Source organism: Eggerthella timonensis, assembly GCF_900184265.1.
Classification (GTDB): domain Bacteria; phylum Actinomycetota; class Coriobacteriia; order Coriobacteriales; family Eggerthellaceae; genus Eggerthella; species Eggerthella timonensis.
Window position 1 is genome coordinate 3,354,729 of the sequence record NZ_FXXA01000002.1, and the last position, 22,924, is coordinate 3,377,652.

Here is a 22,924-nt window from a genome sequence, read left to right on the forward strand (position 1 = left end):
GGAACGCGCGAGGAACGGGCATAGCGGTTTCGCCACCTGGGATTTTGTGCGTTACCGAAGCGACGAGGCGGCCGAACGCGCGAAATCATTGTCATGAGTGCCGTTTTGCACCCACATCGTCGGGGGGCCTCGCCCGACGAGGGGGGGCTCCACCCGCATCGTCGGGGAGTCGGCCGTTGTCCACATCGACGGGGGCAACCCTCGGCCACATCGCCGGGGGCCGGCCTCGCCCACATCGCCGAGGCCTCCGCGAGGCGCGCGACGGAGCTGGAACAGCGCTTCCCTACACCACCACGAGCAGCCCGAGCAGCACGACGGCGACGCCGCTCATGAGGTTCACGGCGTCGTTCGTCACCCAGGCATAGCCGGACACGAGCGCGGCCTGCGCGCCGCACGGCGGCGTCTCCACGAGGTCGCCCTCGCCGTCGCCCGGGCAGCGGTACTTCGCCTGCATGAGCACGCCCAGCACGCTGTCCACAAGCGAGCCCACGATGCCGCACGCGATGATGAAGAAGAACGCGTCGGGCCCGGTGGGCAGCGCGTAGCCGAACGAGTGGAACAGCAGCATGGCCAGAAACGCCGAGGTCGTCGCGCCGACGACGGTGGCCGCGAGCCCGAGCGGGCTCACGCCGCCCGACAGCCCGCGCTGCATCGGCTCGCGCGTGAGGATGTTCACGGGCGGCCGACGGCTGTACACGCCCACCTCGGACGCCCACGTGTCGGCGGTGCTGGCCGCCAGCGCGCCCGACGCGAGGATGAGCAGCCACGGGTCGCCCACCGCCGTGTAGGCCAGCGCGCACGCGAGGAACGGCACGCTGTTCGCCAGCACCTGCCGCAGCTTGCGCGGGCCGCCGTGCTTGCGCGACGCGGGCGCGCCGCCGTCGCGCTTCGCGGCCCGCAGCGCCATGAGCTTCGAGGCGATGTTCGAGCTGCCGAAGAACCACATGAGCAGCAGCCATAGCGGCCAGCCGCCGATGGCGAACGCGAGCGTGCCAACCGCCACGGCGCCGAGGCCGCCCGGCACCGTGAGCAGGCGCAACCGAAACGACGCGAGCGCCACCGCGCCGGACAGCAGCAGCCCCACGAGCGCGGGCGTGTACGCCGCGGCGGGCAGGAACGCGGCCGCGTACAGCGCCGACACGCCCAGCGGCACGAACAGGTTGTCGAGACCGTCCACGGAGAACAGCTCGAGCAGCGTGGCCGCCGCCGCCAGCACGAGCGCGATACCCGTGGCCATCGGCACGCCGGACGTCACCAGCACGGCGGCGCACGAGGCGAAGCTCGCGAGGAACATCGTCGCGCTTCCCACGAAGGTCTTGCCCGGCGCGCCGGGAATCGTCCGCTTCCCGAACCGCGAGCCGAACACGGCGGCGAACCCGTCGCCGAACGCCATGCAGAAGATGCCGAGCGCGCCCACGTACGGCGCGCCGATGCCGAACGAGAACAGCGCGAGCGCCGTCAGCGACACGGCGTAGTACACCGTGCCCGGCGTGTCCTCGCCGCCGTCGCGTCCCATGAACGTCAGCTTCTGCCGACGGTACGCGTACGCGTTCACGAGGATGAACGTGGCGGGCAGCACCGCTGCCCACACGGCCGAGGTGAAGAACCCCGCCGCGATGAGCCACCAGCCGCCCAGCGCGATGTGCACGAGCTTGCGGGTGGCCTCCGACGTGGCGCCCCGACGCGCGGCCAGGCTGGACGCGCCCAGCACCGCCAGCACGTACGCGAGCGAAACGCCCAGGCCGATCAGGCTCTCCATCATCGCCTTCCCTCCTCGAGCGCGCGCACGGCGTCGCCCACCAGCCGCGCTGCGGCGTCCTGTCCCACGGCGGCGCGGCGCTCGAAGCACTGGTAGCCGCCCGCACGCACCTCGTCCAGGATGCCGCGGTACAGGTACAGCGACGACAGCGTGGGCAGCCGGCTGTCGTCGTCGAGCGCGAACACGTCGCGCTCCATGGGCCGGTACAGCTCCTCCGAGCGGTGCGCCACCGCCTCCCATGCGTCGCGGAACGCCCCGTCCACCGCGTGCGCGCGCAGGCGCTCCGGCCCGTACGACGCGGCCTCCAGAACCCGGACGGGCAGGTAGACGCGCCCGTTTTCCAGATCCTCGCCCACGTCGCGCAGGATGTTGGTCAGCTGCATGGCCACGCCGAGCGCCACCGCGCTGTCGCGCAGTCCGTCGTCCACCTCGGAGCCGGCATGCAGGATCGGCAGCAGCATGAGCCCCACCGAGCCCGCCACGTAGTAGCCGTACTCCTCCAGGTCGCCCATCGTCTCGGGCTGGCGGAACGCCAGGTCGCGGCGCTGCCCCTCCAGCATATCGAAGAAGGGCGCCGCCTCCAGGTCGAACAGGGAGCACACGGCGTCGAGCGCGCGCCACAGCGGCGCGTCGGGCACGCGCCCCGCGAAGAAGCCTGTGAGATCGTTGTTCACCTGCTCGAGCTTCGCCGCGCTGGCGTCGACGTCGACGCAATCGTCGGCCAGGCGGCAGAACGCGTACAGCGCGTACACGCTCTGGCGCTTCGGCTCCGGCAGCAGCGAGAACGCCCGGTAGAAGCTGTTGGAATTCCGTTCGATCACGTTCTCGCACCAGGCGAAATCGTCGGCGCGGTCGGCGAACGCGCTAGGAGACGCGATCATCGCGCATCAACTCCTCCACCGCCAGCTTCGCGCTCATCAGCACGATGGGCACGCCCGCGCCCGGGTGGACGCTGCTGCCGCAGAAGTACAGGCGATTGCAGTCGGCGGCCTTGTTGTGCGGCCGCCAGTAGTTGCTCTGAGCGAGCGTCGGCCGCAGGCCGAACGTCGCGCCGTCGTAGGCGTTGAAGCGCTCGGCGAAGTCGAGCGGCGTGTAGGCGCGCTCGAACACGATGTGGTCGCGCACGTCCTCGTACACCGTCTCGCGCTCCATGAGATCGAGCACCCGGTCGCGATAGCGCGCCACCTCCGCGTCCGTCCAGCGCGGCGACGCGGGCGACAGCGGCGGCACCGGCACGAGCACGTACAGCGTCGAGCAGCCCTCGGGCGCGAGCGAACGGTCGAGCGACGAGGGCGCGTAGCAGTAGAACGACGGGTCGTCGGGGAAGCGCGCGTCGTCGAAGATGTCGTCGATGTTGCGCTCGAAGTCTGAGGCGAACCTGATGGAGTGCACGGCATCGGCGGGATAGCGCTTGTCCAGGCCGAGGTACAGGATGAAGCACGAGCAGGAGTACTCCATCTCCTCGATCCTCCGCGGCGTGTACTTGCCGCGCGCGTCGGCCTCGTCCACGAGCTGCGTGATGGCGTACGGGAAGTCGGCGTCGCACACGAGGTAGTCGGCGTAGTGCGTGGCGCCGCCCGCCTCCACGCCGCACGCGCATCCGTTCTCCACCACGATGCGCTCCACCGGCGTGGACGTGCGCAGGTCGCCGCCCTGTTCGAGGAACAGCCTCCCCATCGCCTGCGCCATCGTGTACATGCCGCCCTTCATGAACCACACGCCGTACACGAGCTCGATCATGGGGATGATCATGTACAGCGACGGCCCCTCGAACGGCGAGATGCCGATGTAGAGCGTCTGGAACGCGAGCGCCTTGCGCAGCCGGTCGTCGCGCACGTGGCGCGCCACCGACGAGTACGCGTCGCCGAGCGTGTGCAGGCGCAGGCCGGCCACGAGGCTCTTCGGGTTGTAGAAGTCGGAGGGTTTGCGAAACGAACGCTGCAGGAAGTTGTCCTTCGCGATGAGGTAGCGTTTGTACAGCAGCGCGAGGTATTCGAAGTAGCCCTGCGCGTCCTTCTCGCCGATGGCCTCCACGGTTGCGGTGATGGACGAGAGATCGTTCGACAAGCGCATGCGGTCGTCGGGGCCGAAGGAGATGTCCATGAGCGGCTCGACCTTCTCCATGGGGATGTAGTCGTCCGCATCGCGGCCGCACGCCTCGAACACCTCGCGGTACAGCTCGGGCATCATGACGATGGTCGGCCCCACGTCGAAGGTGAACCCGTCCTCGCGGATCTGGTTCATCTTGCCGCCGACGAGCGGCTCCTTCTCGAAGAGCGTCACCTCGTATCCGGCATGCTGCAACCGCACAGCCGCCGCCAAGCCGGCAACGCCGGCGCCGATCACGATAACCCGTTTCATGCAACTCCTTCGGTGGAACCTCGATACGCTGTCCGGTCATTGTATGGCGCGCGCATCGCTTCCCCGAAGGGGAGAAGTCATCGTGATCTAACTCGTTAGGGCCTCGTCACACCCGCGTTAGATTGCAGGGACGGGCAGGGGGCCGGGCTCGCCGGCCAGGTCGGCGAGCGTGACGCCGTCCACGTAGCGCTCGATAACGTCATCGAGGCCGGCCCAGAAGCGCACGGTGCTGCACTCGCCCGCGCGCGGGCAGGCCATGCCCTCCTCCAGGTCGAGGCACGCGACGGGGGCCGTGGTCCCCTCGACGGCGCGCAGCACGTCGCCGGCCTTGATGGCGGCGGCCTCCCGGGCCAGCGCGTAGCCGCCGCCCTTGCCGCGCACGCTGCGCAGCAGGCCCGCCTGCACGAGCGGGCGGGCGAGCTGCTCGAGGTACTTGAGCGAGATGTCCTCGCGCTCCGACACCTCGCGCAAGGCGACCTTGCCCTCCGCGCCGGCGCGCGCCACGCATACCATGAGCCTGAGCGCGTAGCGCCCTTTTGTCGATACGAGCATCCGTCGTCCTTTCCGTTTCCGTTTCGCGCGCGAGCGCCGCGCGTCTGCGCGTCGACCCCGCGCGTCTGCGCGTCGACCCCGCGCGTCTGCGCGGCAACCCCGCGTTCCTCCCTGCGGATGTTTCACGTGAAACATCCGTTCGTGCCGTGCCCGCCAGACGGTCAACCTTCTCGCAACCGGCCATCCACGGGCGGCGGGCCCGAGGAGGGGGGCAGCCGCCGAAGCGGTAGGGTTGCCCTGTTTCTTTGGCGCGACGAAAGCCGTGGGGCCAGCGCGTCCCGCTTCGCGCCGATCGCGCACCGCGCCTGTCGCGCCCGTCGCGAATCGGCGCAGAACGCGCGCATCAGCTCGCAAACGCATTCCCGCGCCATAGAGACGGGAACCGCAAGCCACGCTTCGCGCCAAGAAGGCGGCTTCGACCGCTTTCCGTAAATTCTAGCAAACAAGTAGGATTAAGTCTTGACAATTTCCCGCTTGCCCTTATCTTAATCCTAGCAAACTTATATGATTAAAGAAAGGCACGGCACATGACGACCACGACGCGCGATACGCTCCTCTCCGTCCGCGGGCTTTCCGCCTCGGCCGACGAAACCCCCATCCTGCACGGCATCGACCTCGACGTGGGCGCAGGCGAGACCCATGTCATCATGGGCCCGAACGGCGCGGGCAAGTCCACGCTCGGCCACGTCGTCATGGGCGACAACGCCTACACGGTGGACGGCGGCACGGTCGAGTTCGATGGTCAGGACATCACCGACCTCTCCCCCGACAAGCGCTCGCGCGCGGGGCTGTTCCTCAGCTTCCAGGCTCCCGTCGAGATCCCCGGCGTGCCGCTGTCCAGCTTCCTGCGCGCCACGATGGCGGGCCGCGAGGGCGCCGGCGACCTCAAGGGCAAGCAGTTCCGCAAGCACGTGCGCGCGCTGGCCGACGAGCTGGACATGGACCCGGCCTACCTCGACCGCGAGCTGGGCGTGGGCTTCTCGGGCGGCGAGAAGAAGAAGCTCGAGATGCTGCAGCTGCTGCTGCTCGCTCCCAAGCTGGCCATCCTCGACGAGACGGACTCGGGCCTCGACGTGGACGCGCTCGGCGTGGTGTCCCGCGGCATCGACGCGTACCGCCGCTCGACCGGCGGCGCGCTCGTGGTGATCACCCACAACACGCGCATCCTCGAGCACCTCGACGTCGACCGCGTCCATGTCATGGTGCGCGGCCGCATGGTGGCCGAGGGCGACGCGTCCCTCATCGACGCCATCGACGAGCAGGGCTTCGAGCAATTCGAGCAGATCGAGCGCTAGGAGGCCCGCATGCCAAAAGAATTCCGCACCTACGTCGAAGACGTCGACCGCACGCTGTACGACGTGCATGACGCGACCGACGCCTCCCGCTACCTCGATGCGGGCCTCACGCCCGACATCGTCCGCGAGATCTCGGCCAAGAAGGACGAGCCCGCCTGGATGCTCGACTTCCGCCTGAAGGCGCTCGACACCTACCAGCGCATGGAGGCGCCCGACTGGGGCCCCGGCCTCGAGGGCCTCGACATGGACCACATCGTGACGTACGTGAAGCCGAACGCCGAGCAGGCGAGCGACTGGGACAGCCTCCCCGACGACGTGAAGAACACGTTCGACCGCCTGGGCATACCGCAGGCCGAGCGCGCCTACCTGGCCGGCGTCGGCGCGCAGTACGACTCCGAGCTGGTGTACCACAACATGCAGAAAACGGCCGCCGACTTAGGGATCGTCTACTCGGGGATCGAGGAGGCGCTGCGCGAGCCGAAGTGGGAGGCGCTCATCCGCGAGAAGTTCATGACGCTCATCCCGCCTTCCGACCACAAGTTCGCCGCGCTGCACGGCGCAGTGTGGAGCGGCGGCTCGTTCGTGTACGTGCCGAAGGGCGTGCAGCTGGACTTCCCCCTGCAAAGCTACTTCCGCCTGAACGCGAAGGGCGCGGGGCAGTTCGAGCACACGCTCATCATCGTGGAGGACGACGCGAGCCTGCACTTCATCGAAGGCTGCTCGGCACCGAAGTACAACGTGGCGAACCTGCACGCCGGCGCGGTGGAGCTGTTCGTGGGCAAGCGCGCCTCGCTGCGGTATTCCACGATCGAGAACTGGTCGAAGAACATGTACAACCTCAACACGAAGCGCGCCGTGGTGGAGGAAGGCGGCGCCGTCGAGTGGATCAGCGGGTCGTTCGGCAGCCACGTGGGCTACCTCTACCCCATGTCCATCCTGGCCGGCCGGAAGTCCACGTCGAGCTTCACCGGCATCACGTTCGCCGGCGCGGGCCAGAACCTCGACACCGGCTGCAAGGTGGTGCTGGCCGCGCCCGACACGTCGGCCACCGTGGAGACGAAGTCCATCTCGAAGGGCGGCGGCACGTCCACGTTCCGCTCGTCCATCGTGGCCACCGAGAACGCGCGGAACTCCGCCGCCAGCGTGTCGTGCCAGTCGCTCATGCTGGACGACCTCAGCCGCTCGGACACCATCCCGGCCATGGACATCCGCTGCAAGCACGTGGACATCGGCCACGAGGCCACTATCGGGCGCATCGGCGACGACAAGGTGTTCTACCTGATGAGCCGCGGCATGTCGGAAGAGGAGGCGCGCACGATGATCGTGAACGGCTTCGCCGACCCCGTGTCGAAGGAGCTGCCGCTCGAGTACGCCGTGGAAATGAACAATCTGATCAAGCTCGAAATGGAAGGGGCCATCGGATAATGGGAACCCTCACGATAGAACACGCGAACGCGATGCCCGCCCCCACGTGGCACCGCCTGAAGATGAACGACGCGGACATCGAGCTGCCCGCCGATCTGAGCGCCGCCCAGCAGGTGGAAGTGCTATGCGAGGAAAGGCTGCGGGGAGACGCTGGGGCGTTCGACGCCGCCCTGGCCGCGCTTTCCCCCGCCGAGCCTGCGAGCGTCCCGACGTCTGCTGCGCACCAGGTTGACGACCAGGCAGCTTCCCCTGCAGCCACGGAGGATGGGGCAACAGCCATAGAGGACGGGGCTCTCTCCCTCTACCAGCAGCAGGCCCTCGAGAACCGCTACCTCTCCCCCGGCGACGTGTTCGCCACGGGCATGGGAGACGAAGCGCGCGAGTACCTCGAGTTCGTGGCGGGCGAGCCCATCGTGTTCGCCACGCGCCCTGGCGAGCGCACATGCGCCGCGGTGCGCGTCGAGGGCGTGGACGGCGCGGCCAACGCGGCCGCCGTCGACGTCGTGGCCGCCGCGGGATCGTCGCTGTCCCTCGCCATCGCGCTCGATTCGCCCGATCCGGGCGCGGGCGTGGTGGGCACGCGGCTGCGCGTGTTCGCCGGCCTTGACGCGCGCGTGGACATCACCTGCACGCAGACGCTCGACGACAGTTGGATCGTCCTCGACGACGCGGGCATCGTGCTCGACGAGCGCGCTCGCGTGCAGGTGAGCCATACCGTGCTGGGCGCGGGCCGCTCCTTCACGGGGCTCGACGCCGACGTGCGCGGCGACGACGCGCGCCTCGACATCCGCACGCGCTATCTGGGGCACGGCGCCCAGCAACGCGACTTCAACTACGTCGCCCACCAGCGCGGACGCCGCACCGTGTGCAACCTCGACGCCAGCGGCGTGCTGGGCGGCCAGTCGGAGAAGACGCTGCGCGGCACCATCGAGCTCGTGCACGGCTGCAAGGGCTCCGTCGGCTCCGAACAGGAGACGGTGCTCTTGGCCGACGAGCGCGCCGTGAACCGCAGCGTGCCCGTCATCCTCTGCGACGAGGACGACGTAGCGGGCAACCACGGCGCCACCATCGGCCACGTTCGTCCCGAGCAGCTGCTCTACCTGGCCAGCCGCGGCATCTCCCCCGACGACGCCGAGCGCCTGTTCGTCACCGCCGCGTACCAGGAAGCGGCCGTCAACGCCCCCGACGAGCGCACCTGCGCCGCCGTCGCCCGCCTCGCCGCAGCCCGCGGCGTAGAGATCGAGGAGGCGTCTCGATGAGCACCCGCGCAACCGGCCCCGCCGACATCGCCGAGAACCCCTACCAGCAGGATTTCCCCCTGCTGGCGGCCAACCCCGACCTCGCCTTCCTCGACAGCGCGGCAACCGCCCAGCGCCCTGCCGTCGCCCTCGACGCGCAGCGCGACTTCTACGAGACCATGAACGCGAACGCGCTGCGCGGCCTGTACCGCCTGTCGGTGGAGGCCACCGAAGCCATCGATGAAGCGCGCGCCCATATCGCGCGCTTCATCGGCGCTGCCGATGCGCGCGAGATCGTGTTCACCCGCAACGCGAGCGAGGCGCTCAACCTCGTGGCGCACGCGTTCGCCCCCACCGTGCTCGAGCCGGGCGACGAGGTGTGCATCACCATCATGGAGCACCACTCGAACCTCATCCCCTGGCAGCAGGCGTGCCGCGCCGCGGGCGCGCGCCTCGTGTACCTGTTCCCCGACGAGAACGGCGTGATCTCGGAGGCGGAGCTCGACGCGAAGATCGGCCCGCGCACGAAGATCGTCGCCGCCGCCCAGGTGTCGAACGTCCTCGGCATCGAGAACCCCGTCACCGCCATGGCCGAACGCGTGCACGCGCACGGCGGCTACCTCGTGGTGGACGGTGCGCAATCGGTGCCGCACATGCCGGTCGACGTGCAGGAGCTCGGCTGCGATTTCTTCGCGTTCTCGGCGCACAAGGCGCTCGGTCCCTTCGGCGTGGGCGTGCTGTGGGGCTCGTTCGCGCTGCTCGAGGCCATGCCGCCCTTCCTCACGGGCGGCGAGATGATCTCGTCGGTCACGCAGGACGAGGCCGTATGGGCGCCGGTGCCCGAGAAGTTCGAGGCCGGCACGCAGGACGCCGCCGGCATCGTGGGCACCGCCGCTGCGCTCGGCTACCTCGAGGGCATCGGCTGGGACGCGCTGCAGGCGCGCGAGCAGGCGCTCGTGCGCACGGCCATGGAGCGCATGACGGCGCTGCCCTACCTCGAGATCATCGGCCACCCGGACCCGGAGCAGCACCACGGCGCCATCAGCTTCAACGTGCGCGGCATCCACCCGCACGACGTGGCGAGCATCCTCGACGAGCGCAACGTGGCCATCCGCGCCGGACATCACTGCGCCCAGCCCTTGCTCGCGTGGCTCGGGGTGGAATCGTGCTGCCGCGCCTCGCTTGCGTTCTACAACGACGAGGGCGACATCGATGCGCTCATCGCCGGCTTGGACACCGTTTGGAGGACCTTCAATGGCTAGCATCTACACTGCGGCGCTCATGGAGCACAACGCGCATCCCGACTACAAGTACGAGATGGACGAGCCCACGTGCACCCACGACGGCGTGAACCCCAGCTGCGGCGACGAGCTGACGCTGGCGCTGCGCCTGAGGGGCGACGTGATCGAGGAGGCCGCTTTCACCGGCCACGGCTGCGCCGTGAGCCAGGCCGCCGCCGACATGATGGCCGACCTCGTCACCGGCGAGACGGTCGACGAAGCGCGGCGCCTGACCGGCCTCTACCTCGACATGATCAAGGGCCGCCCGCTCACCGACGAGGAGCGTGCCGACCTCGACGAGGCCGCCGAGCTGGCGACCATCTCCCGCATGCCCGCCCGCGTCAAGTGCGCCGAGCTGGCCTGGAGGACGCTGGAGAAGCTGCTCGACCAGCAGCTGGACAAGGCGTAGGGCGAGCGTCGCGACATACGAGGCCGTTCAGATGACACCGTGCAATTCTGGCAAGTTCGCGCCGTCTTGGCTATCCTCGAACGAATATCATACGCCTTCGCAAAACCGTGATCAGGCATAATGTAAAAGCCAGGGATGCCCGCTCTTGTTCAGGTACCCTGAAAAGCTCGCATTTCGGCTCGAACTTGCCAAAACTTGCAGATCCGCATCGACTTTCCTCTAGGGTTGCCAGCTGCGGGGGCGCCTCGCGCGCGAAGCGCCCCCGCTTCTCCGTTACACCACCTGGTGCCTCCTGAAAGCCCTCGCGGCCAGGGGCACGCACACGACCAGCACGAGCGCGTAGACGCCCACGAGCAAGCCCACGAGGTCCACCACGAACGGGCCCGCCTGGTACGACACGAGCGAGTTGAACAGCACCTGATCGACCAGGGCGTTGAGAGGGAACAGGTACAGCGCGTGCAACAGCATGGCGTTGCCGCCGGAAGGGACCATGCCCGTCAGGAAGATGAGCGCCGCGCAGGTGACGAAGATGGCCAGCTGCGAGCGCAGCTTCGACGACAGCAACAGCGTGAGCGCCGCGAAGCCGAGGGTGATGAGGTAGGCGATCCCCACCGCGACCCACGTCGCTTCGGCCATCGTGAGGTCGTAGGGTATGCCGAGCGACAGCACCTGCACCGGCAGGTCCCCGCCCTCAGCGCCGAAGAATGCGAGCGCCGCGCCCATGATGATCAGCGCCGCCAGCGCGAAGTAGGCCGTGGCGAAGACGAACGCCGCGATGATCTTCGCTGCGACGAGCTTCGAACGCCCGTAACGCGCGGCCAGAAGCACGGCATCGGTGCGATCCTGGTACTCCCCCGCGAACACGGGCGTGAGCGCCACGCAGACGGCCACCATCGCGAAGGCGAAGAACCCGATGCACGCCAGCACGTCGCCCCAACCGCCCGCGTACCCGTATGCGAGCGGCTCGCCCACTGCCGCCTGCTTCTCCGTCCAGTACGCGCGCTCGGCGTCGGAGTACGTCCAGGTGCCGCCCATGCCGTCATCGAGCGTGCGCTGCAGCTTGTCGGCGATCGCTCCGTAGAACCCGTCGGCAGCGCCGTCGTCGAGCTGGGCCGCCACCTGGTACGGCTCGAGCGCGCCCGCCTTCCACGGCGAGAACAGGTAGGTATAGTAGGTGTCGTAGATCGCGCGGAACTCGTCCTCGTCGTACGCCTGCTTCATGAGCGCGTACGCCGCCTCGTCGCTGAGCCCGCTCACGTCGGCAGGGTCCACCTTCGAGAACGCGAGTTCCTTGTACGCGGCCACCTCGTCCTGCACGCGCTCGACGCTCAGCACGCCTTCGTGCGAGGCGGCCTTCTCCTTCTGGTACGCGATGGCGGCGGTGCCGTTCAGCACCTCTCCCGTGTCGGACGCCGTCTTCGTCTGCACGATGTTGAGCGTCATGATCCCGCACAGCATCACGAGGATGCCCGCGCAGGCGATGAACGACGTACGGCGTACGAGCAACTTCTTGAGCTCGAATCTCACCAGATCAAACATGGTATATTCCTTCTCCCACCAGTTGAATAAAAGTCAGCGAGAAGCGTCGAGGTGCCCGAGATCGCTTCGTTTCGCGGCCGAGCATGCTTCCGCACGTGAGGGCAAGCGAAAAAGAGGCGAGGTCGGGCGCATCGACGCTTCGCAGCGTCGGCATGTTCCGCTGTCAGTCAGGACAGCGGAACCGCCTCGTCGCGGAACACGTACAGGTACACATCCTCCAGCGCAGGCTCGAGCGGCCGCGCGCCGGCCACGGGCGGCTCGTCGGCCACGACGCGCGCCACCGCATGGCCGTCCGCGGCGTAGTGGACGTTGCTCACGCAGTTCGTAGCCGCCAGATCGTCGGCGCGCCGCGCATCCACATGGCACTCCCACACCTTGCCCGTCACCGCCGCGACGATGTCCGTCGGCGCGCCCTGCATGATGAAGGAGCCGGCGCGCATGACGAGGATCTCATCGGCGACGTACTCGATGTCCGACACGATGTGCGTGGACAGGATGACGATCTTGTCTTGCGCGAAGCTGGCGATGAGGTTGCGGAACCGCACGCGCTCCTTCGGATCGAGGCCGGCCGTCGGCTCGTCGAGCACGAGCACCGCGGGGTCGTTCAGCACGGCCTGCGCGATGCCCAGGCGCTGCTTCATGCCGCCCGAGAACGTGCGGATCTTCGCCCGCGCCACGTCGGCGAGCCCCACCGTCTCCAGCAGCCCGAGCGAGCGGCGGCGCGCCGCGCGGCGGTCGAGCCCCTTGAGCGCGGCCAGATAGCACATGAAGTCGAGCGCCGTGAAGTCGGGGTAGTAGCCGAAATCCTGCGGGAGGTAGCCGAGGCAGGCGCGGTACTCGTCGCCGAGCATGCGCACGTCGCGGCCGTCGAAGCGGATCTCGCCGGAGGTGGGGCGCAGCACGTCGCACACCATGCGCATGAGGGTGGTCTTGCCCGCGCCGTTCGCGCCCAGCAGGCCGTACACGCCGGGCTCGAGCCGGGCCGACACGCGGTCGACCGCGATCTTCGATCCGAACTGCTTGGTCAGGCGGTCTATCGTCAGGTCCATGCCATGCTCCTTGTCATCGTAGGGTCGTCGGATTCGCGAGGGACTGCGAGGGTTCGCGTGAGTCGCGGTGCGCGCGGGCCACCGCCCCCGCGGGGCTCATCGGGGCGTCGATGCGGGCGCGAACACGTCGAGGCCGGCCGCGATGCTGCCGAGCCACGTGCGCACTTCGCGCGCGGCCCAACCGAGCGAGCCGGCCGCCACGAGCGCCCACGCCCACGTCGACGCCTGGGCGTACGCGTCGGGCGCGAGGGCGTGCACCGCATACGCCCCCGCCATCACGAGCAGCGTCCACACGCATGCTAGCGGCAACGCCTGCGAAGAGGGGAAGCGTCGCGCAACGAGCAGGGCGCCCGCGCACGCGAGGAAGTAGGGCACGCATGCGTGCACGAGCGACGCGAAGGGATCGGCTCCCAGCGCGATCGGCGCCGCAAGCGCGATGGCCGTGACCGCCACCACGTCCGAGCACCCCAGCACGATGAGCCGCGCCAAGGCGACCGCGCGACAATCGAAGCGGCAGGCGTACTCGAGCTCGGACACGCGGTGCGTGGCGCTGGCCAGCAGGTCGGGCAGACCTACGAGCACCGTCGCCGCCGCCAGCATACCCGAGACGACCGGGAAGCCGCGCGCCATGCCGCTCGACGGCAAGCAGACCGCCGCCATGATCGCCACGAGCGCAAGCTGCGCTGCCCACACGCGCGGGTGGACGAAGCGCGCCTGAACGGCCACGAACCCGGCGAACGTCATCCCGCCACCCCGCTCGCCCGTCGGCCGCTCCAACGCCACCGCAGCGCGCACGGCCGCGAGAGTCGCCGCCTTCGCCTCCGCGTCCGGAGCGCCGCGCTCGGCGCGATAGTGCGCCCGCAGCGCCCGCTCCACGTTCCGCTTGCTTTTGCCGCTCATGCCTCGCTCCTTCCTTCCAAGCCGCGCCGCAACTCCGCGAGCGCCCGATTGAGCCGCCGGTTCACCGCGAAGCGCGACACTCCCAGCACGCTCGCGATCTCGCCAACCTTGAACCCTTGATCGAAGCGCAGCTCCACCGCCTCGCGCAGCTCGGGATCGAGCGCTTCAACCAGCGCGCCCACCTCGCCGCCCGCAATCGCCACCGCCGGGTCCGCATCGAGCGAGCCGTCGGGCACGTCCGCATCGAGCGGCCCGACGGGCAGGCGGCGAACCCGCGCAGCGTCGATGCAGAGGTTGCGCGCGATGGTGAACAGGTACGCGAGCGGCTTGCCCTCGCCCGGCGAGCGCCCGCTGCGCACGAATCGCAGGAACGTTTCCTGCGCCACATCCGGCGCGTCGTCGTAGGACGGCGCATGCCGTCGGCAGTACGCCAGCACATCGTCGTAGTGCTCCTCGACCAAGCGATCGAACGCCTCGCCGTCTCGCAGTCTGTTCTTCAAGCCCCGCTTCACCTCCTCTATCCTCTATAACGAATCCTACGGGCAACCGGTGCGGGCGTGCCGGAAAAAAGTTCGGAAGCGGCATGCGCGACACGGAGAAGCCGTGCCGCGCACACGTTCCAGCGCAGGCGCAGGAGGCGCAGAATGCGGACGCGCCCTTCGATCAACGAAGGGCGCGCATCGGATCGGTTGCGTACGAATGCGGCGACTACGAGCTGCTTTCCACCTTCAAGCCGCGCGTGAGGAACGGCGGGAAATCATCGTATGCCCCAGGCGGAACCGGACGGGGGTCGGCCGCCTCGTAACACGGCGCGGGGACGGCCGTCGCACCCGCGAACCGCACCGGCACGCCGGGCGAGGTATAGAAGCTCTGGCCTTTCTGCACATGGAAGTGCAGGTGCGGCTCGGAGCTGCAGCCCGAGCTGCCGCAAAGGCCGACGCGATGCCCACAGCTCACCCGCTGCCCCGCCTCCACCAGAACGCCTCCCGGCTTCAGGTGGCACAGGCAGGAGAACTCGCCGTTTCCTTGGTCGATCACTACGTAGTTGCCGCGTATGTCATCTCCGCCGAAATGCACCGTGTCATCAAGCATGATCTGCGCGTTGGGACACGACGTCCCCACTTCAGCCACGACGCCGTCGGCAGGCGCCAGGATGGGCAGGCCGTAGCAGTAGTACGAGGCAGGATCGGCCGGGTCGGCGTCAGGGCGGCAGCTGCGCCCCTGCTCGTCGAGCACGACGAAGTCGTAAGCGTAGCGTTGGGTGAGCACGCCCCATGAATGCGAGGTGTCTTTGTCAACGCCGCCGTTGAGAACGGTCCATGCGCCCTCAAACGGCAGCGCGTACTCTGCGAGCGACGCACCCGTACGCTTATCGGGTTCCCTGCCACCGTAACGCACGGCCATGACCATGAGGCCTCCGGCCTGTTTCACCGCCTGCAGAAAGAACGCGCCCTTCCCCATGACTACCCCTTTCGTCCTGCCGCGCACCACAGCCTGCAAGGGCGCCTCCTCATCATGGAAGCCGCTTGCCAGAGACTCACACTATATCAACAGGACACGCTGCTTTGACAGCAGGCAACGTTTTTTGTCGCCAATCGCTTCTAGCAACAAAGAACATTGCTGCGACAAGTCGCCTTCGCCCGACATCGCCCGCACGTCCGCAATGCCGGCCTCGCCTATCGCCCACAACAGCGGTATACTTTCCCAACCCTGTCACCGTTCGAGAAAGGAACCCTTGTGAAGACGCTTACCAAGATCAGCGACTTCGCGGGAAAGTACATGGCGATCATCGCGCTTGCGGTCGCGATTATCGCCTTGGTCTTTCCCGGCCCCGTGTCCGCCGTCGTGAAGACCAGCTACGTGAACATCTTGCTGGGCGTCGTGATGTTCGGCATGGGCATGACCCTCAAGCTTGCCGACTTCAAGGTGGTGTTCACGAAGCCGAAGGCCGTCATCGTGGGCATCCTGGCCCAGTTCGTCATCATGCCGGTGCTGGCCTTCCTGCTGACGATGGTGTTCCAGCTGCCACCCGAGCTGGCCGTAGGCGTGATCCTCGTGGGCTCGTGCCCCGGCGGCACCAGCTCCAACGTCATGACGTACCTGGCGAAAGGCGACGTGGCGCTGTCGGTGGGCATGACCGCATGCACCACCATCATGGCGCCTATCGTCACGCCGCTGCTCGTGCTGCTGTTCGCCGGCCAGACCGTGGACGTGAACGTGCTGGACATGTTCCTGTCCATCGTGCAGGTGGTGCTCGTGCCCATCGCGCTGGGCTTTCTCATCAACTACTTCTTCTCGAAGGCATCCGAAGCCGCCTCGGCGGTGCTGCCGCTCGTGTCGGTGACGGGCATCTCGCTCATCATCATGGCCGTGGTGGCCGCCAACCAGGCGAAGCTGCTGACGGTTGGGCCGCTTATCATCGTGGTGGTCATGCTGCACAACGTGCTGGGCTACGCGCTGGGATACCTCACCGGACGCGCGCTGCGCCTGTCGAAGGCCCAGATGCGCACGCTGTCCATCGAGGTGGGCATGCAGAACTCCGGCCTGGCCACCTCGCTCGCCACGGTGCACTTCGCCAGCATGCCGCTGGCCGCAGTGCCCGGCGCCGTGTTCAGCGTGTGGCACAACATCTCCGGCGCGGTGTACGCGAACATCCTCGCCCGCTCGGCCGACAAGGATGCCGACGAAGCGGACGATTCCGAGGAAGCCGAGCAAGCCGCCGCATAGCGTACGGCATCGAATTCGCACAAGGGGCGCGGGCTTCGGCTCGCGCCCCTTTTCTTACATACGGGCGATGAGCGCCGCCATGACGGCGGCCAACACGCCGACGGCCGCAAGCGGCAGCGCGCCGTCCACGAACGAGGGCATCGGCGGCAGGCGGAAGTACAGCACGTAGCACACGAGGCATCCGACGAACAGCACCGCGACGGCCACGGCGAGCACTACGGTTAATCCTGGCTCAACCGCGCCGACGCCCGCAAGCGCGTTCACCACGGCCAGCTCGAGCGCGGCCCATAGAACGAACAGCAGCAGCTCGGTGGTCACCGGGCGCTGGAAGAAGCGCGTCGTGACGTACGCCAACCCGAAGTACGCGACGACTCCGCCCACAGCGAACGCCCAACCGGGAACGACGGCTTCCGCCGACGCGCCTGCGAACGCCCCCAACCCCATCCCGATCAGCACGACGGCCGCTATCCCGAACAGCACCGCTCCCACGATGCACCCTACGCCCACCGCGTACAGCGCACCCGTCGCCTTCGGCAGGGCCGGGTTGAAGAATATCCACCACCACGCCAAGTACAGCGCGGCGCACACCGCCAGGCACACGTGCCCGCCGACGAGCGTTCCCGGAACTTCGATATGGGCGTCAGGCATGCGAGCTCCTTCGTCGCGACGGATTGCATGCCGAAAGCTTAGCGCCCACGCACGCCGGCTGGAAGGGAACCGCGCCTTCGGTTTCGCACCCGTCATCAATCGCCGTTTGGCCGGGGGCTGCCGGTAGCGTACAATCAACCCAGCAAAAAACGCGTCGCGACGGAAGGACTCCAGCATGACGGACACAGCAAGCAGCATCGAGCTCGGCTTCATCGGGTTCGGCAACATGGCCCAGGCGATGGCGCAGGGCCTCGTGAACTCGGGCGCGCTTTCGGGCGAGCATATCCACGCGTGCGCCGGGCATTTCGACAAGCTGCAGGCGACGGCCGAGAAGCTCGGCGTGAACGCCTACCGCGAGGCGCGCGAGGTGGTGGAGGCGAGCGACTTCGTCATCCTCGCGGTGAAGCCCTACCTCATCGAACAGGTGGTGGAGCCGGTGCGCGACCTGCTGGCCGACAAGGCCGTGATCTCGGTGGCCGCCGGGCGCGACTTCGCGTTCTACGAGGGCATCCTCGCCCCGAACAGCCGCCATCTCAGCACCATCCCCAACACGCCCATCGCCGTGGGCGCGGGCGTGGTGGCCTGCGAGCAGCGCCACTCGCTCACCGACGAGGAGCTGAAAACGTTCGAGAACCTGTTCGGCCAGATCGCCCTCATCGAGTGGGTCGACGGCAAGCTGCTGTCCACGGCCAGCTCCATCGCCGGCTGCGGCCCCGCGTTCGCCGCGATGTTCCTGGAGGCCCTCGGCGACGCCGGCGTGAAGCACGGCCTGCCGCGCGCAACCGCCTACCGCCTCGCGGCGCAGATGATGATGGGCACTGCCAAGCTGCATCTGGAAACCGGCACGCACCCCGGCGCGATGAAAGACGCCGTCTGCTCGCCGGGCGGCACCACCATCAAGGGCGTGGCCGCGCTCGAGAAGGACGGCTTCCGCGGCTGCGTGATCGACGCCATCGACGCCATCGAAGGCGAGTAGAGCGCTAAGCAGGACCGATCCGAAGGGATGCGACATGACGCTCGAAAACAAGCTCGGGATCACCGATGCTGCAGAATTAGCGAGGACCGAAGAGCTGCTCAGCAAAAAGCGAGCGCTTGAGCTGTTCGAGAACGGCATGCTCGAACAGCTGCAAGCCGGAACTGCCGAATGCCTGATGGCCATTCATCGATATCTTTTCCAAGACGTCTACGAGTTCGCCGGCACGCTCCGCGACGCGAACATTGCGAAAGGCTCGTTCAGGTTCGCGCCTCTCATGTACCTCGAAGCGTCTTTGGAGCACGTTGCCTCGATGCCTCAATCATCGTTCGACGAGATCGTCGAGAAGTACGTCGAGATGAACATCGCCCATCCCTTCCGGGAGGGCAACGGCCGTAGCACGCGCATACGGCTCGACCTCATCCTGAAAAGAGAGCTCGGCCTGGTCGTCGATTGGAGCATGGTCGACAAGGACGACTACCTCTTGGCAATGGAACGAAGCCCCGTCAAGGATATCGAGATCAAGCACGTGCTCAAACAGGCGCTCACCGACAAGGTGAACGATCGGGACGTGTACATGAAGGGCATCGACGCCAGCTACCACTACGAGGGCTACACCGTGTACAGAACCGCGGATCTGTAGCGCGTCGTTTCCAGACTGCCGTCGCCCGAAACGGTCGGTTTTCGGCTTGATTCCGACCGTTTCGGGCGACAATCCCACAACAAGAAGGGCCCGCCGCGTGCAACCGCGGCGGGCCCTTCGTCGTTGCGTCGTTGCGTCGCCCCTAGAAGCCGAACATCGCAGTCGTCAGGTAGCGCTCGCCCGTATCGGGAAGGATCACCACGATGGTCTTTCCCTCGTTCTCGGGGCGGCGCGCCAGCTCGGCGGCGGCGGCCACGGCTGCGCCCGACGAGATGCCCACGAGCAGGCCCTCCTTCGCCACCAGCTCGCGACCTGCCGCGAAGGCGTCCTCGTCGGCGACGGCGATCACCTCGTCGTACACCTCGGTGTCCAGCGTGTCGGGCACGAAGCCCGCGCCGATGCCCTGGATCTTGTGCGCGCCCGCGCGTCCCTCGGACAGCACCGGCGACGCGGACGGCTCCACGGCCACCACCTGCACGTCGGGGTTCATGCGCTTCAGGTACGCGCCCGTGCCGCTTACCGTGCCGCCCGTGCCCACGCCCGCCACGAAGATGTCCACGTCGCCGCCGGTGGCCTCCCAGATCTCGGGGCCCGTCGTCGCCTCGTGGACGGCCGGATTCGCCGGGTTCGTGAACTGCCCGACGATGAACGAGTTGGGGATCTCGACCGCCAGCTCTTCGGCGCGCGCGATGGCGCCCTTCATGCCCTGCGCGCCGTCGGTCAGCACGAGCTCGGCGCCGTAGGCCTTCATGAGGTTGCGGCGCTCGATGGACATCGTCTCGGGCATGGCGATGATGAGGCGCATGCCGCGCGCGGCCGCGATGGCGGCCAAACCGATGCCGGTGTTGCCCGAGGTGGGCTCGATGAGCACCGTGTCCTCGTCGATCGCTCCGCGCGCCAGCGCGTCGTCGATCATCGCCTTCGCGATGCGGTCCTTGATGGAGCCGGCCGGGTTGAACGACTCCACCTTGCCCACGATGCGAGCCTTCAGATCGTGGTTCTTCTCGTAGTTCGTCAACTCGACGAGCGGCGTGTTGCCGATGAGCTCCGCTACGCTTGCAAATACGGTCATGATGCGCCTGCTTTCCCGTCTTCCGGCCGCGACCATCCCGGCTGCGCCCGGCGCCCGCAGGGCGGGCTTCTTGTGTGTCGCGCTAAATCCTACTAGAACGCTATGCTTTAGTCAAGCGTTTTGGCGGCCCGGACGGAGCGCTTCGCCTACGCCTCGATCTCGAAGCCCTCCGCGTCCAGCTGGGGCGCGCCCGCAGCCACCTGGCGCTCCACCAGGCGGCGCGCCGCGGGGATGGACGCCAGCAACGTCGCGCCCATGACCACGCTCGCCACGATCACCATGATCCACACCGGCGCGAACGACAGGTACGCGTCGAACATCACGCCCGACACCACCGCGCCCACCGCGGCGCCCAGCAGCTCGAACGCCGTGACGATGCCCGTGACCGTGCCGAGGTCCTTCTTGCCGTACTCCTTCACCACCATGATGGGCGGTGCCACCGTGCCCATGCAGGTGGCGAATCCGAAGAACAGGCAGGCCAGAATGGGGCCCCAGTCGGTGGTCGGGAACAGCAGCATGGTGCCAGCCAGCACCGACGTGATCGTGCCGAGGATCGTGCCCATGCGCATGCCCCAGCGGTCGTAGATGGCGCCGAGCGCCACCTTCGCCACGATGACCACGGCCAGGTAGAACGACCACACGCTGCCGGCCCACAGGGTAGAGTGCCCGCCGGTGACCACCTCGGTGCCGCCTACCGTCACGCTCGTCATGTTCGCGATGGAGTTCGTGATGATGCACCCGTTCGTGATGCCCATGGCCACGAAGCCGATCACGAGCAGCCAGAACGCTGCGCTCGAGCGCAGCGTCTTCCAGCCCACCGCCACGTTGACGGGACGGTCGGGCGAGCGGTCGGCCTTCGTCTGCTCCACCTGGCCCGCGCCGTACGGCAGCAGGCCCTTGTCGCTCGGCCGGGTGCTGAACGTTGCCAGCACGAGCGGCAGCGCGGCCACGAGGCACACCACCGCCAGCAGCAGGAACGCCGAGCGCCAGCCCGACGCCTCGATCATCGCGCTCGTGGCCGGCGACAGCACGACGCCGCCGATGCCCGAGCCCGACAGCGCGATGGACACCGCCAGGCCGCGCTTGAGCGTGAACCAGTTCGAGATGACCACCGACACCAGAAGGCGCGTACCGGCCACCACCACCATGCCGGCCACCACGCACAGCGCGTACAGCTGCCACACGGCCGTGATGAACGAAAGCCCCACCAGCACGAGCGCGCTCGTCAGCACCGTCACCGTGCCCAGCACGCGCGCCGAGCACTTGTCGGTGAGCCGCCCGATGACGAGCGACGCGAACACCGCCACCACCGTGGTGATGGACACGCCCGTGTTGAACTGTCCCACCGTCAGCCCCAGATCGCGCACGATGTGCGTCTGGAACAGCGGGATGCAGTTCACGAACACCGTATAGCAGGTCGCCATGATCAGAAGGCCGCCTGCCACGATCCACCATCCGTAGAAGAACCTGCCCTGCTTCGACGCCTTCGCCGCTGTCGCGGCCCCCTTCGTGTCGGCCACGATGCCTCACTTCCCCAATCGGTCGAGATGCCGGATGAATTCCGTGTAGAACCCGATGCCGCGCTTGAAGCTGTCCACGTCGAGGTTCTCGTCCTGGCCGTGCACGCGGCTGCGCTGGTCGCCCTTGAACAAGATGCCGGCGAAGCGGTACGTGCGCGGGCAGACGCGATGGAAATGACGCGCATCGCTGCAGCTGGTCTGCACGTACGGCGCGATGCCGGCCGCAGGATACACGCTCGCGATGACGGCGCGCAGGTAGTCGAATGCGGGGTCGTCCGCGAACGGCGCGATGGGCGACGGCTCGCTGACCTCGAACAGCTCGTAGGCGGTGCGCTCGTCGAAGCGCTCCTTGATGCGCGCGAAAGCCGCGTCCACCGTCTCTCCCGGGTCGACGCGCACGTTCACCGTCGCGCCCGCCCGCTTCGGGATGACGTTGTGCGCAGGGCTTCCCTCGAGCTGCGTCAGCGCGTAGGTGGTGCGCACCATGGCCGCCGTCTCGGAATCGCCCTGCATGATGCGGACGACCACGGGCCGGAACAGCCACAGGTTCGCGAACACGATGCGCAAGCCGAAACCGCCGTGCGCTGCCAGCTCGCGCAGCATGGCCGCCACCGGCGCGGACAGCTTGGACGCAGGCGGGTTCTTCTGCAAGCCGTCGAGGCCCGACACGAGCTTCGCCGTCGCATCCTCGAGCGACGGCTGGGCCGCGTGCCCGCCCTCGGCGCTCGTGGCGATACGCGCGTTGAAGACGCCCTTCTCGGCCACGCCCACGACGGCGAACTGGCCGTTCACGCCCAGCGGCGGGTTGTCGATGACCGCGCCGCCCTCGTCCAGCACCATGTACGGCACGCGCCCGATGCTCTTGAGGTGCTCCACCGTGTGCGGAGCCGTGTCGCCGCCGTCCTCCTCCACGTTCGACGAGAAGAAGTACACGTCGCGCGGAGGGACGTACCCTTCCGCCAGCAGGTGCTCGGCAGCTTCCATGAGCGCCGCCCAGATGCACTTCGTATCCACCGCGCCGCGCGCGAATATCCTGCCGTCCGCGATGTCGGCGGCGAAGGGATCGTGCGTCCATTCGGACGCGTCGGCGGACACCACGTCGTGGTGCGCCATGAGCACCACCGGCGCCAGCGCGCGGTCGGCTCCCTTCCACAGAAGCGAGATGCCGTAGCCGTCGATCAGCTCCAGCTCCAAGCGCTCGAACACCGTGGGGTACAGACGGCGCAGCAGCGGGACGAACTCGTCGAACGCGCTGCGATCGGCGTCGGGGTTGTGCAGGTCCCATACGGTAGGACAGCGCAGCAGTTCCTGGAAGCGCGCGACCGCGGCGTCGTCGCCGCACGCGTCGGTGGGAGGCAGGGGGTCGGGAACGGACGTGGGCTTGAGCCGAGCCGCGTTCACCACCAGCACGATTGCAAGCAGCGCGACAAGCGCGACCACGACGGCAAGCACGATCATGAGGGCTCCTCCCCTTCGGCTGACATGCGGTTATTATAGCCCTTCCGCCTATGCGGGCGACGAGAAGAAAAAAGGG

General features: G+C 67.9%; 21 protein-coding genes. 8 read left to right on the forward strand and 13 right to left on the reverse strand.

The window, feature by feature from the left end; all coding sequences use genetic code 11:
- Positions 1–283: 283 nt before the first annotated feature.
- From C1A15_RS14295 to C1A15_RS14310, 4 genes are all read right to left on the reverse strand, one after another.
- The gene (locus C1A15_RS14295; protein ID WP_101723182.1) at positions 284–1,762 is read right to left on the reverse strand and encodes a DUF92 domain-containing protein; all 1,479 of its coding nucleotides are present in this window, start codon (positions 1,760–1,762) and stop codon (positions 284–286) included.
- Positions 1,759–2,640: a phytoene/squalene synthase family protein gene (locus C1A15_RS14300; RefSeq protein ID WP_245865038.1), complete on the reverse strand. Its 882-nt coding sequence runs from the start codon at positions 2,638–2,640 to the stop codon at positions 1,759–1,761. The genes C1A15_RS14295 and C1A15_RS14300 overlap by 4 nt, the downstream gene beginning before the upstream one ends.
- A complete protein-coding gene (locus C1A15_RS14305) occupies positions 2,624–4,120 on the reverse strand; it encodes a phytoene desaturase family protein (protein WP_101723183.1) in 1,497 nt (498 codons plus the stop codon). Before C1A15_RS14305 ends, C1A15_RS14300 begins: the two co-directional genes overlap by 17 nt.
- Before the next feature lie 117 nt (positions 4,121–4,237).
- The gene (locus tag C1A15_RS14310; RefSeq protein WP_101723184.1) at positions 4,238–4,672 is read right to left on the reverse strand and encodes an RrF2 family transcriptional regulator; all 435 of its coding nucleotides are present in this window, start codon (positions 4,670–4,672) and stop codon (positions 4,238–4,240) included.
- Positions 4,673–5,199: 527 nt separating this feature from the next.
- On the opposite strand from C1A15_RS14310, the gene sufC reads away from it, so the two are divergent.
- From sufC to sufU, 5 genes are read left to right on the forward strand one after another with little or no spacing between them, the layout of a single operon-like run.
- The gene (sufC, locus tag C1A15_RS14315; protein ID WP_101723185.1) at positions 5,200–5,967 is read left to right on the forward strand and encodes a Fe-S cluster assembly ATPase SufC; all 768 of its coding nucleotides are present in this window, start codon (positions 5,200–5,202) and stop codon (positions 5,965–5,967) included.
- Positions 5,968–5,976: 9 nt separating this feature from the next.
- Positions 5,977–7,392 carry a Fe-S cluster assembly protein SufB gene (gene sufB, locus C1A15_RS14320; protein WP_101723186.1) on the forward strand — a complete coding sequence of 472 codons (1,416 nt, stop codon included), beginning with the start codon at positions 5,977–5,979 and terminating at the stop codon, positions 7,390–7,392.
- Complete coding sequence (locus C1A15_RS14325; RefSeq protein ID WP_101723187.1) at positions 7,392–8,651, forward strand: SufB/SufD family protein; 1,260 nt, start codon at positions 7,392–7,394, stop codon at positions 8,649–8,651. The genes sufB and C1A15_RS14325 overlap by 1 nt, the downstream gene beginning before the upstream one ends.
- Positions 8,648–9,892, forward strand: coding sequence for an aminotransferase class V-fold PLP-dependent enzyme (locus C1A15_RS14330; RefSeq protein ID WP_101723188.1), 1,245 nt, complete (start codon positions 8,648–8,650; stop codon positions 9,890–9,892). The genes C1A15_RS14325 and C1A15_RS14330 overlap by 4 nt, the downstream gene beginning before the upstream one ends.
- Entirely contained in the window at positions 9,885–10,319 is a 435-nt protein-coding gene (sufU, locus tag C1A15_RS14335) for a Fe-S cluster assembly sulfur transfer protein SufU (RefSeq protein ID WP_101723189.1), read from the forward strand. Before C1A15_RS14330 ends, sufU begins: the two co-directional genes overlap by 8 nt.
- Before the next feature lie 273 nt (positions 10,320–10,592).
- Here sufU and C1A15_RS14340 read toward each other — a convergent pair whose 3' ends face one another.
- The 5 genes from C1A15_RS14340 to C1A15_RS14360 all read right to left on the reverse strand — a co-directional run bounded on the left by C1A15_RS14340 (position 10,593) and on the right by C1A15_RS14360 (position 15,268).
- Positions 10,593–11,858 carry an ABC transporter permease gene (locus tag C1A15_RS14340; protein ID WP_101723190.1) on the reverse strand — a complete coding sequence of 422 codons (1,266 nt, stop codon included), beginning with the start codon at positions 11,856–11,858 and terminating at the stop codon, positions 10,593–10,595.
- Between the two features lie 167 nt (positions 11,859–12,025).
- Positions 12,026–12,907: an ABC transporter ATP-binding protein gene (locus C1A15_RS14345; protein WP_101723191.1), complete on the reverse strand. Its 882-nt coding sequence runs from the start codon at positions 12,905–12,907 to the stop codon at positions 12,026–12,028.
- Between the two features lie 96 nt (positions 12,908–13,003).
- On the reverse strand, positions 13,004–13,807 hold the full coding sequence (locus C1A15_RS14350; RefSeq protein WP_101723192.1) for a hypothetical protein: 804 nt from the start codon (positions 13,805–13,807) through the stop codon (positions 13,004–13,006).
- The gene (locus tag C1A15_RS14355; protein WP_101723193.1) at positions 13,804–14,307 is read right to left on the reverse strand and encodes an RNA polymerase sigma factor; all 504 of its coding nucleotides are present in this window, start codon (positions 14,305–14,307) and stop codon (positions 13,804–13,806) included. Before C1A15_RS14355 ends, C1A15_RS14350 begins: the two co-directional genes overlap by 4 nt.
- Positions 14,308–14,515: 208 nt before the next feature.
- The gene (locus C1A15_RS14360; protein WP_101723194.1) at positions 14,516–15,268 is read right to left on the reverse strand and encodes a M23 family metallopeptidase; all 753 of its coding nucleotides are present in this window, start codon (positions 15,266–15,268) and stop codon (positions 14,516–14,518) included.
- A 276-nt stretch (positions 15,269–15,544) separates the two neighbouring features.
- Here C1A15_RS14360 and C1A15_RS14365 point away from each other — a divergent pair, with 276 nt between their 5' ends.
- A complete protein-coding gene (locus C1A15_RS14365; protein WP_101723195.1) occupies positions 15,545–16,534 on the forward strand; it encodes a bile acid:sodium symporter family protein in 990 nt (329 codons plus the stop codon).
- A gap of 54 nt (positions 16,535–16,588) precedes the next feature.
- Here the strand turns inward: C1A15_RS14365 and C1A15_RS14370 are convergent, their stop codons facing one another.
- A complete protein-coding gene (locus C1A15_RS14370; RefSeq protein WP_101723196.1) occupies positions 16,589–17,182 on the reverse strand; it encodes a hypothetical protein in 594 nt (197 codons plus the stop codon).
- A 175-nt stretch (positions 17,183–17,357) separates the two neighbouring features.
- Here C1A15_RS14370 and proC point away from each other — a divergent pair, with 175 nt between their 5' ends.
- Positions 17,358–18,158 carry a pyrroline-5-carboxylate reductase gene (gene proC, locus C1A15_RS14375; RefSeq protein ID WP_101723197.1) on the forward strand — a complete coding sequence of 267 codons (801 nt, stop codon included), beginning with the start codon at positions 17,358–17,360 and terminating at the stop codon, positions 18,156–18,158.
- Positions 18,159–18,192: 34 nt separating this feature from the next.
- Entirely contained in the window at positions 18,193–18,798 is a 606-nt protein-coding gene (gene fic, locus C1A15_RS14380) for a protein adenylyltransferase Fic (protein WP_101723198.1), read from the forward strand.
- A 142-nt stretch (positions 18,799–18,940) separates the two neighbouring features.
- On the opposite strand, the gene cysK is transcribed toward fic, so the two are convergent.
- From cysK to C1A15_RS14395, 3 genes are all read right to left on the reverse strand, one after another.
- A complete protein-coding gene (gene cysK, locus C1A15_RS14385) occupies positions 18,941–19,870 on the reverse strand; it encodes a cysteine synthase A (RefSeq protein WP_101723199.1) in 930 nt (309 codons plus the stop codon).
- Positions 19,871–20,016: 146 nt separating this feature from the next.
- Positions 20,017–21,390 (reverse strand): MFS transporter, encoded by a 1,374-nt coding sequence (locus tag C1A15_RS14390; RefSeq protein WP_101723200.1) that lies wholly within the window; start codon positions 21,388–21,390, stop codon positions 20,017–20,019.
- A 6-nt stretch (positions 21,391–21,396) separates the two neighbouring features.
- The gene (locus tag C1A15_RS14395) at positions 21,397–22,848 is read right to left on the reverse strand and encodes a M20/M25/M40 family metallo-hydrolase (RefSeq protein WP_101723201.1); all 1,452 of its coding nucleotides are present in this window, start codon (positions 22,846–22,848) and stop codon (positions 21,397–21,399) included.
- Positions 22,849–22,924: the final 76 nt, after the last annotated feature.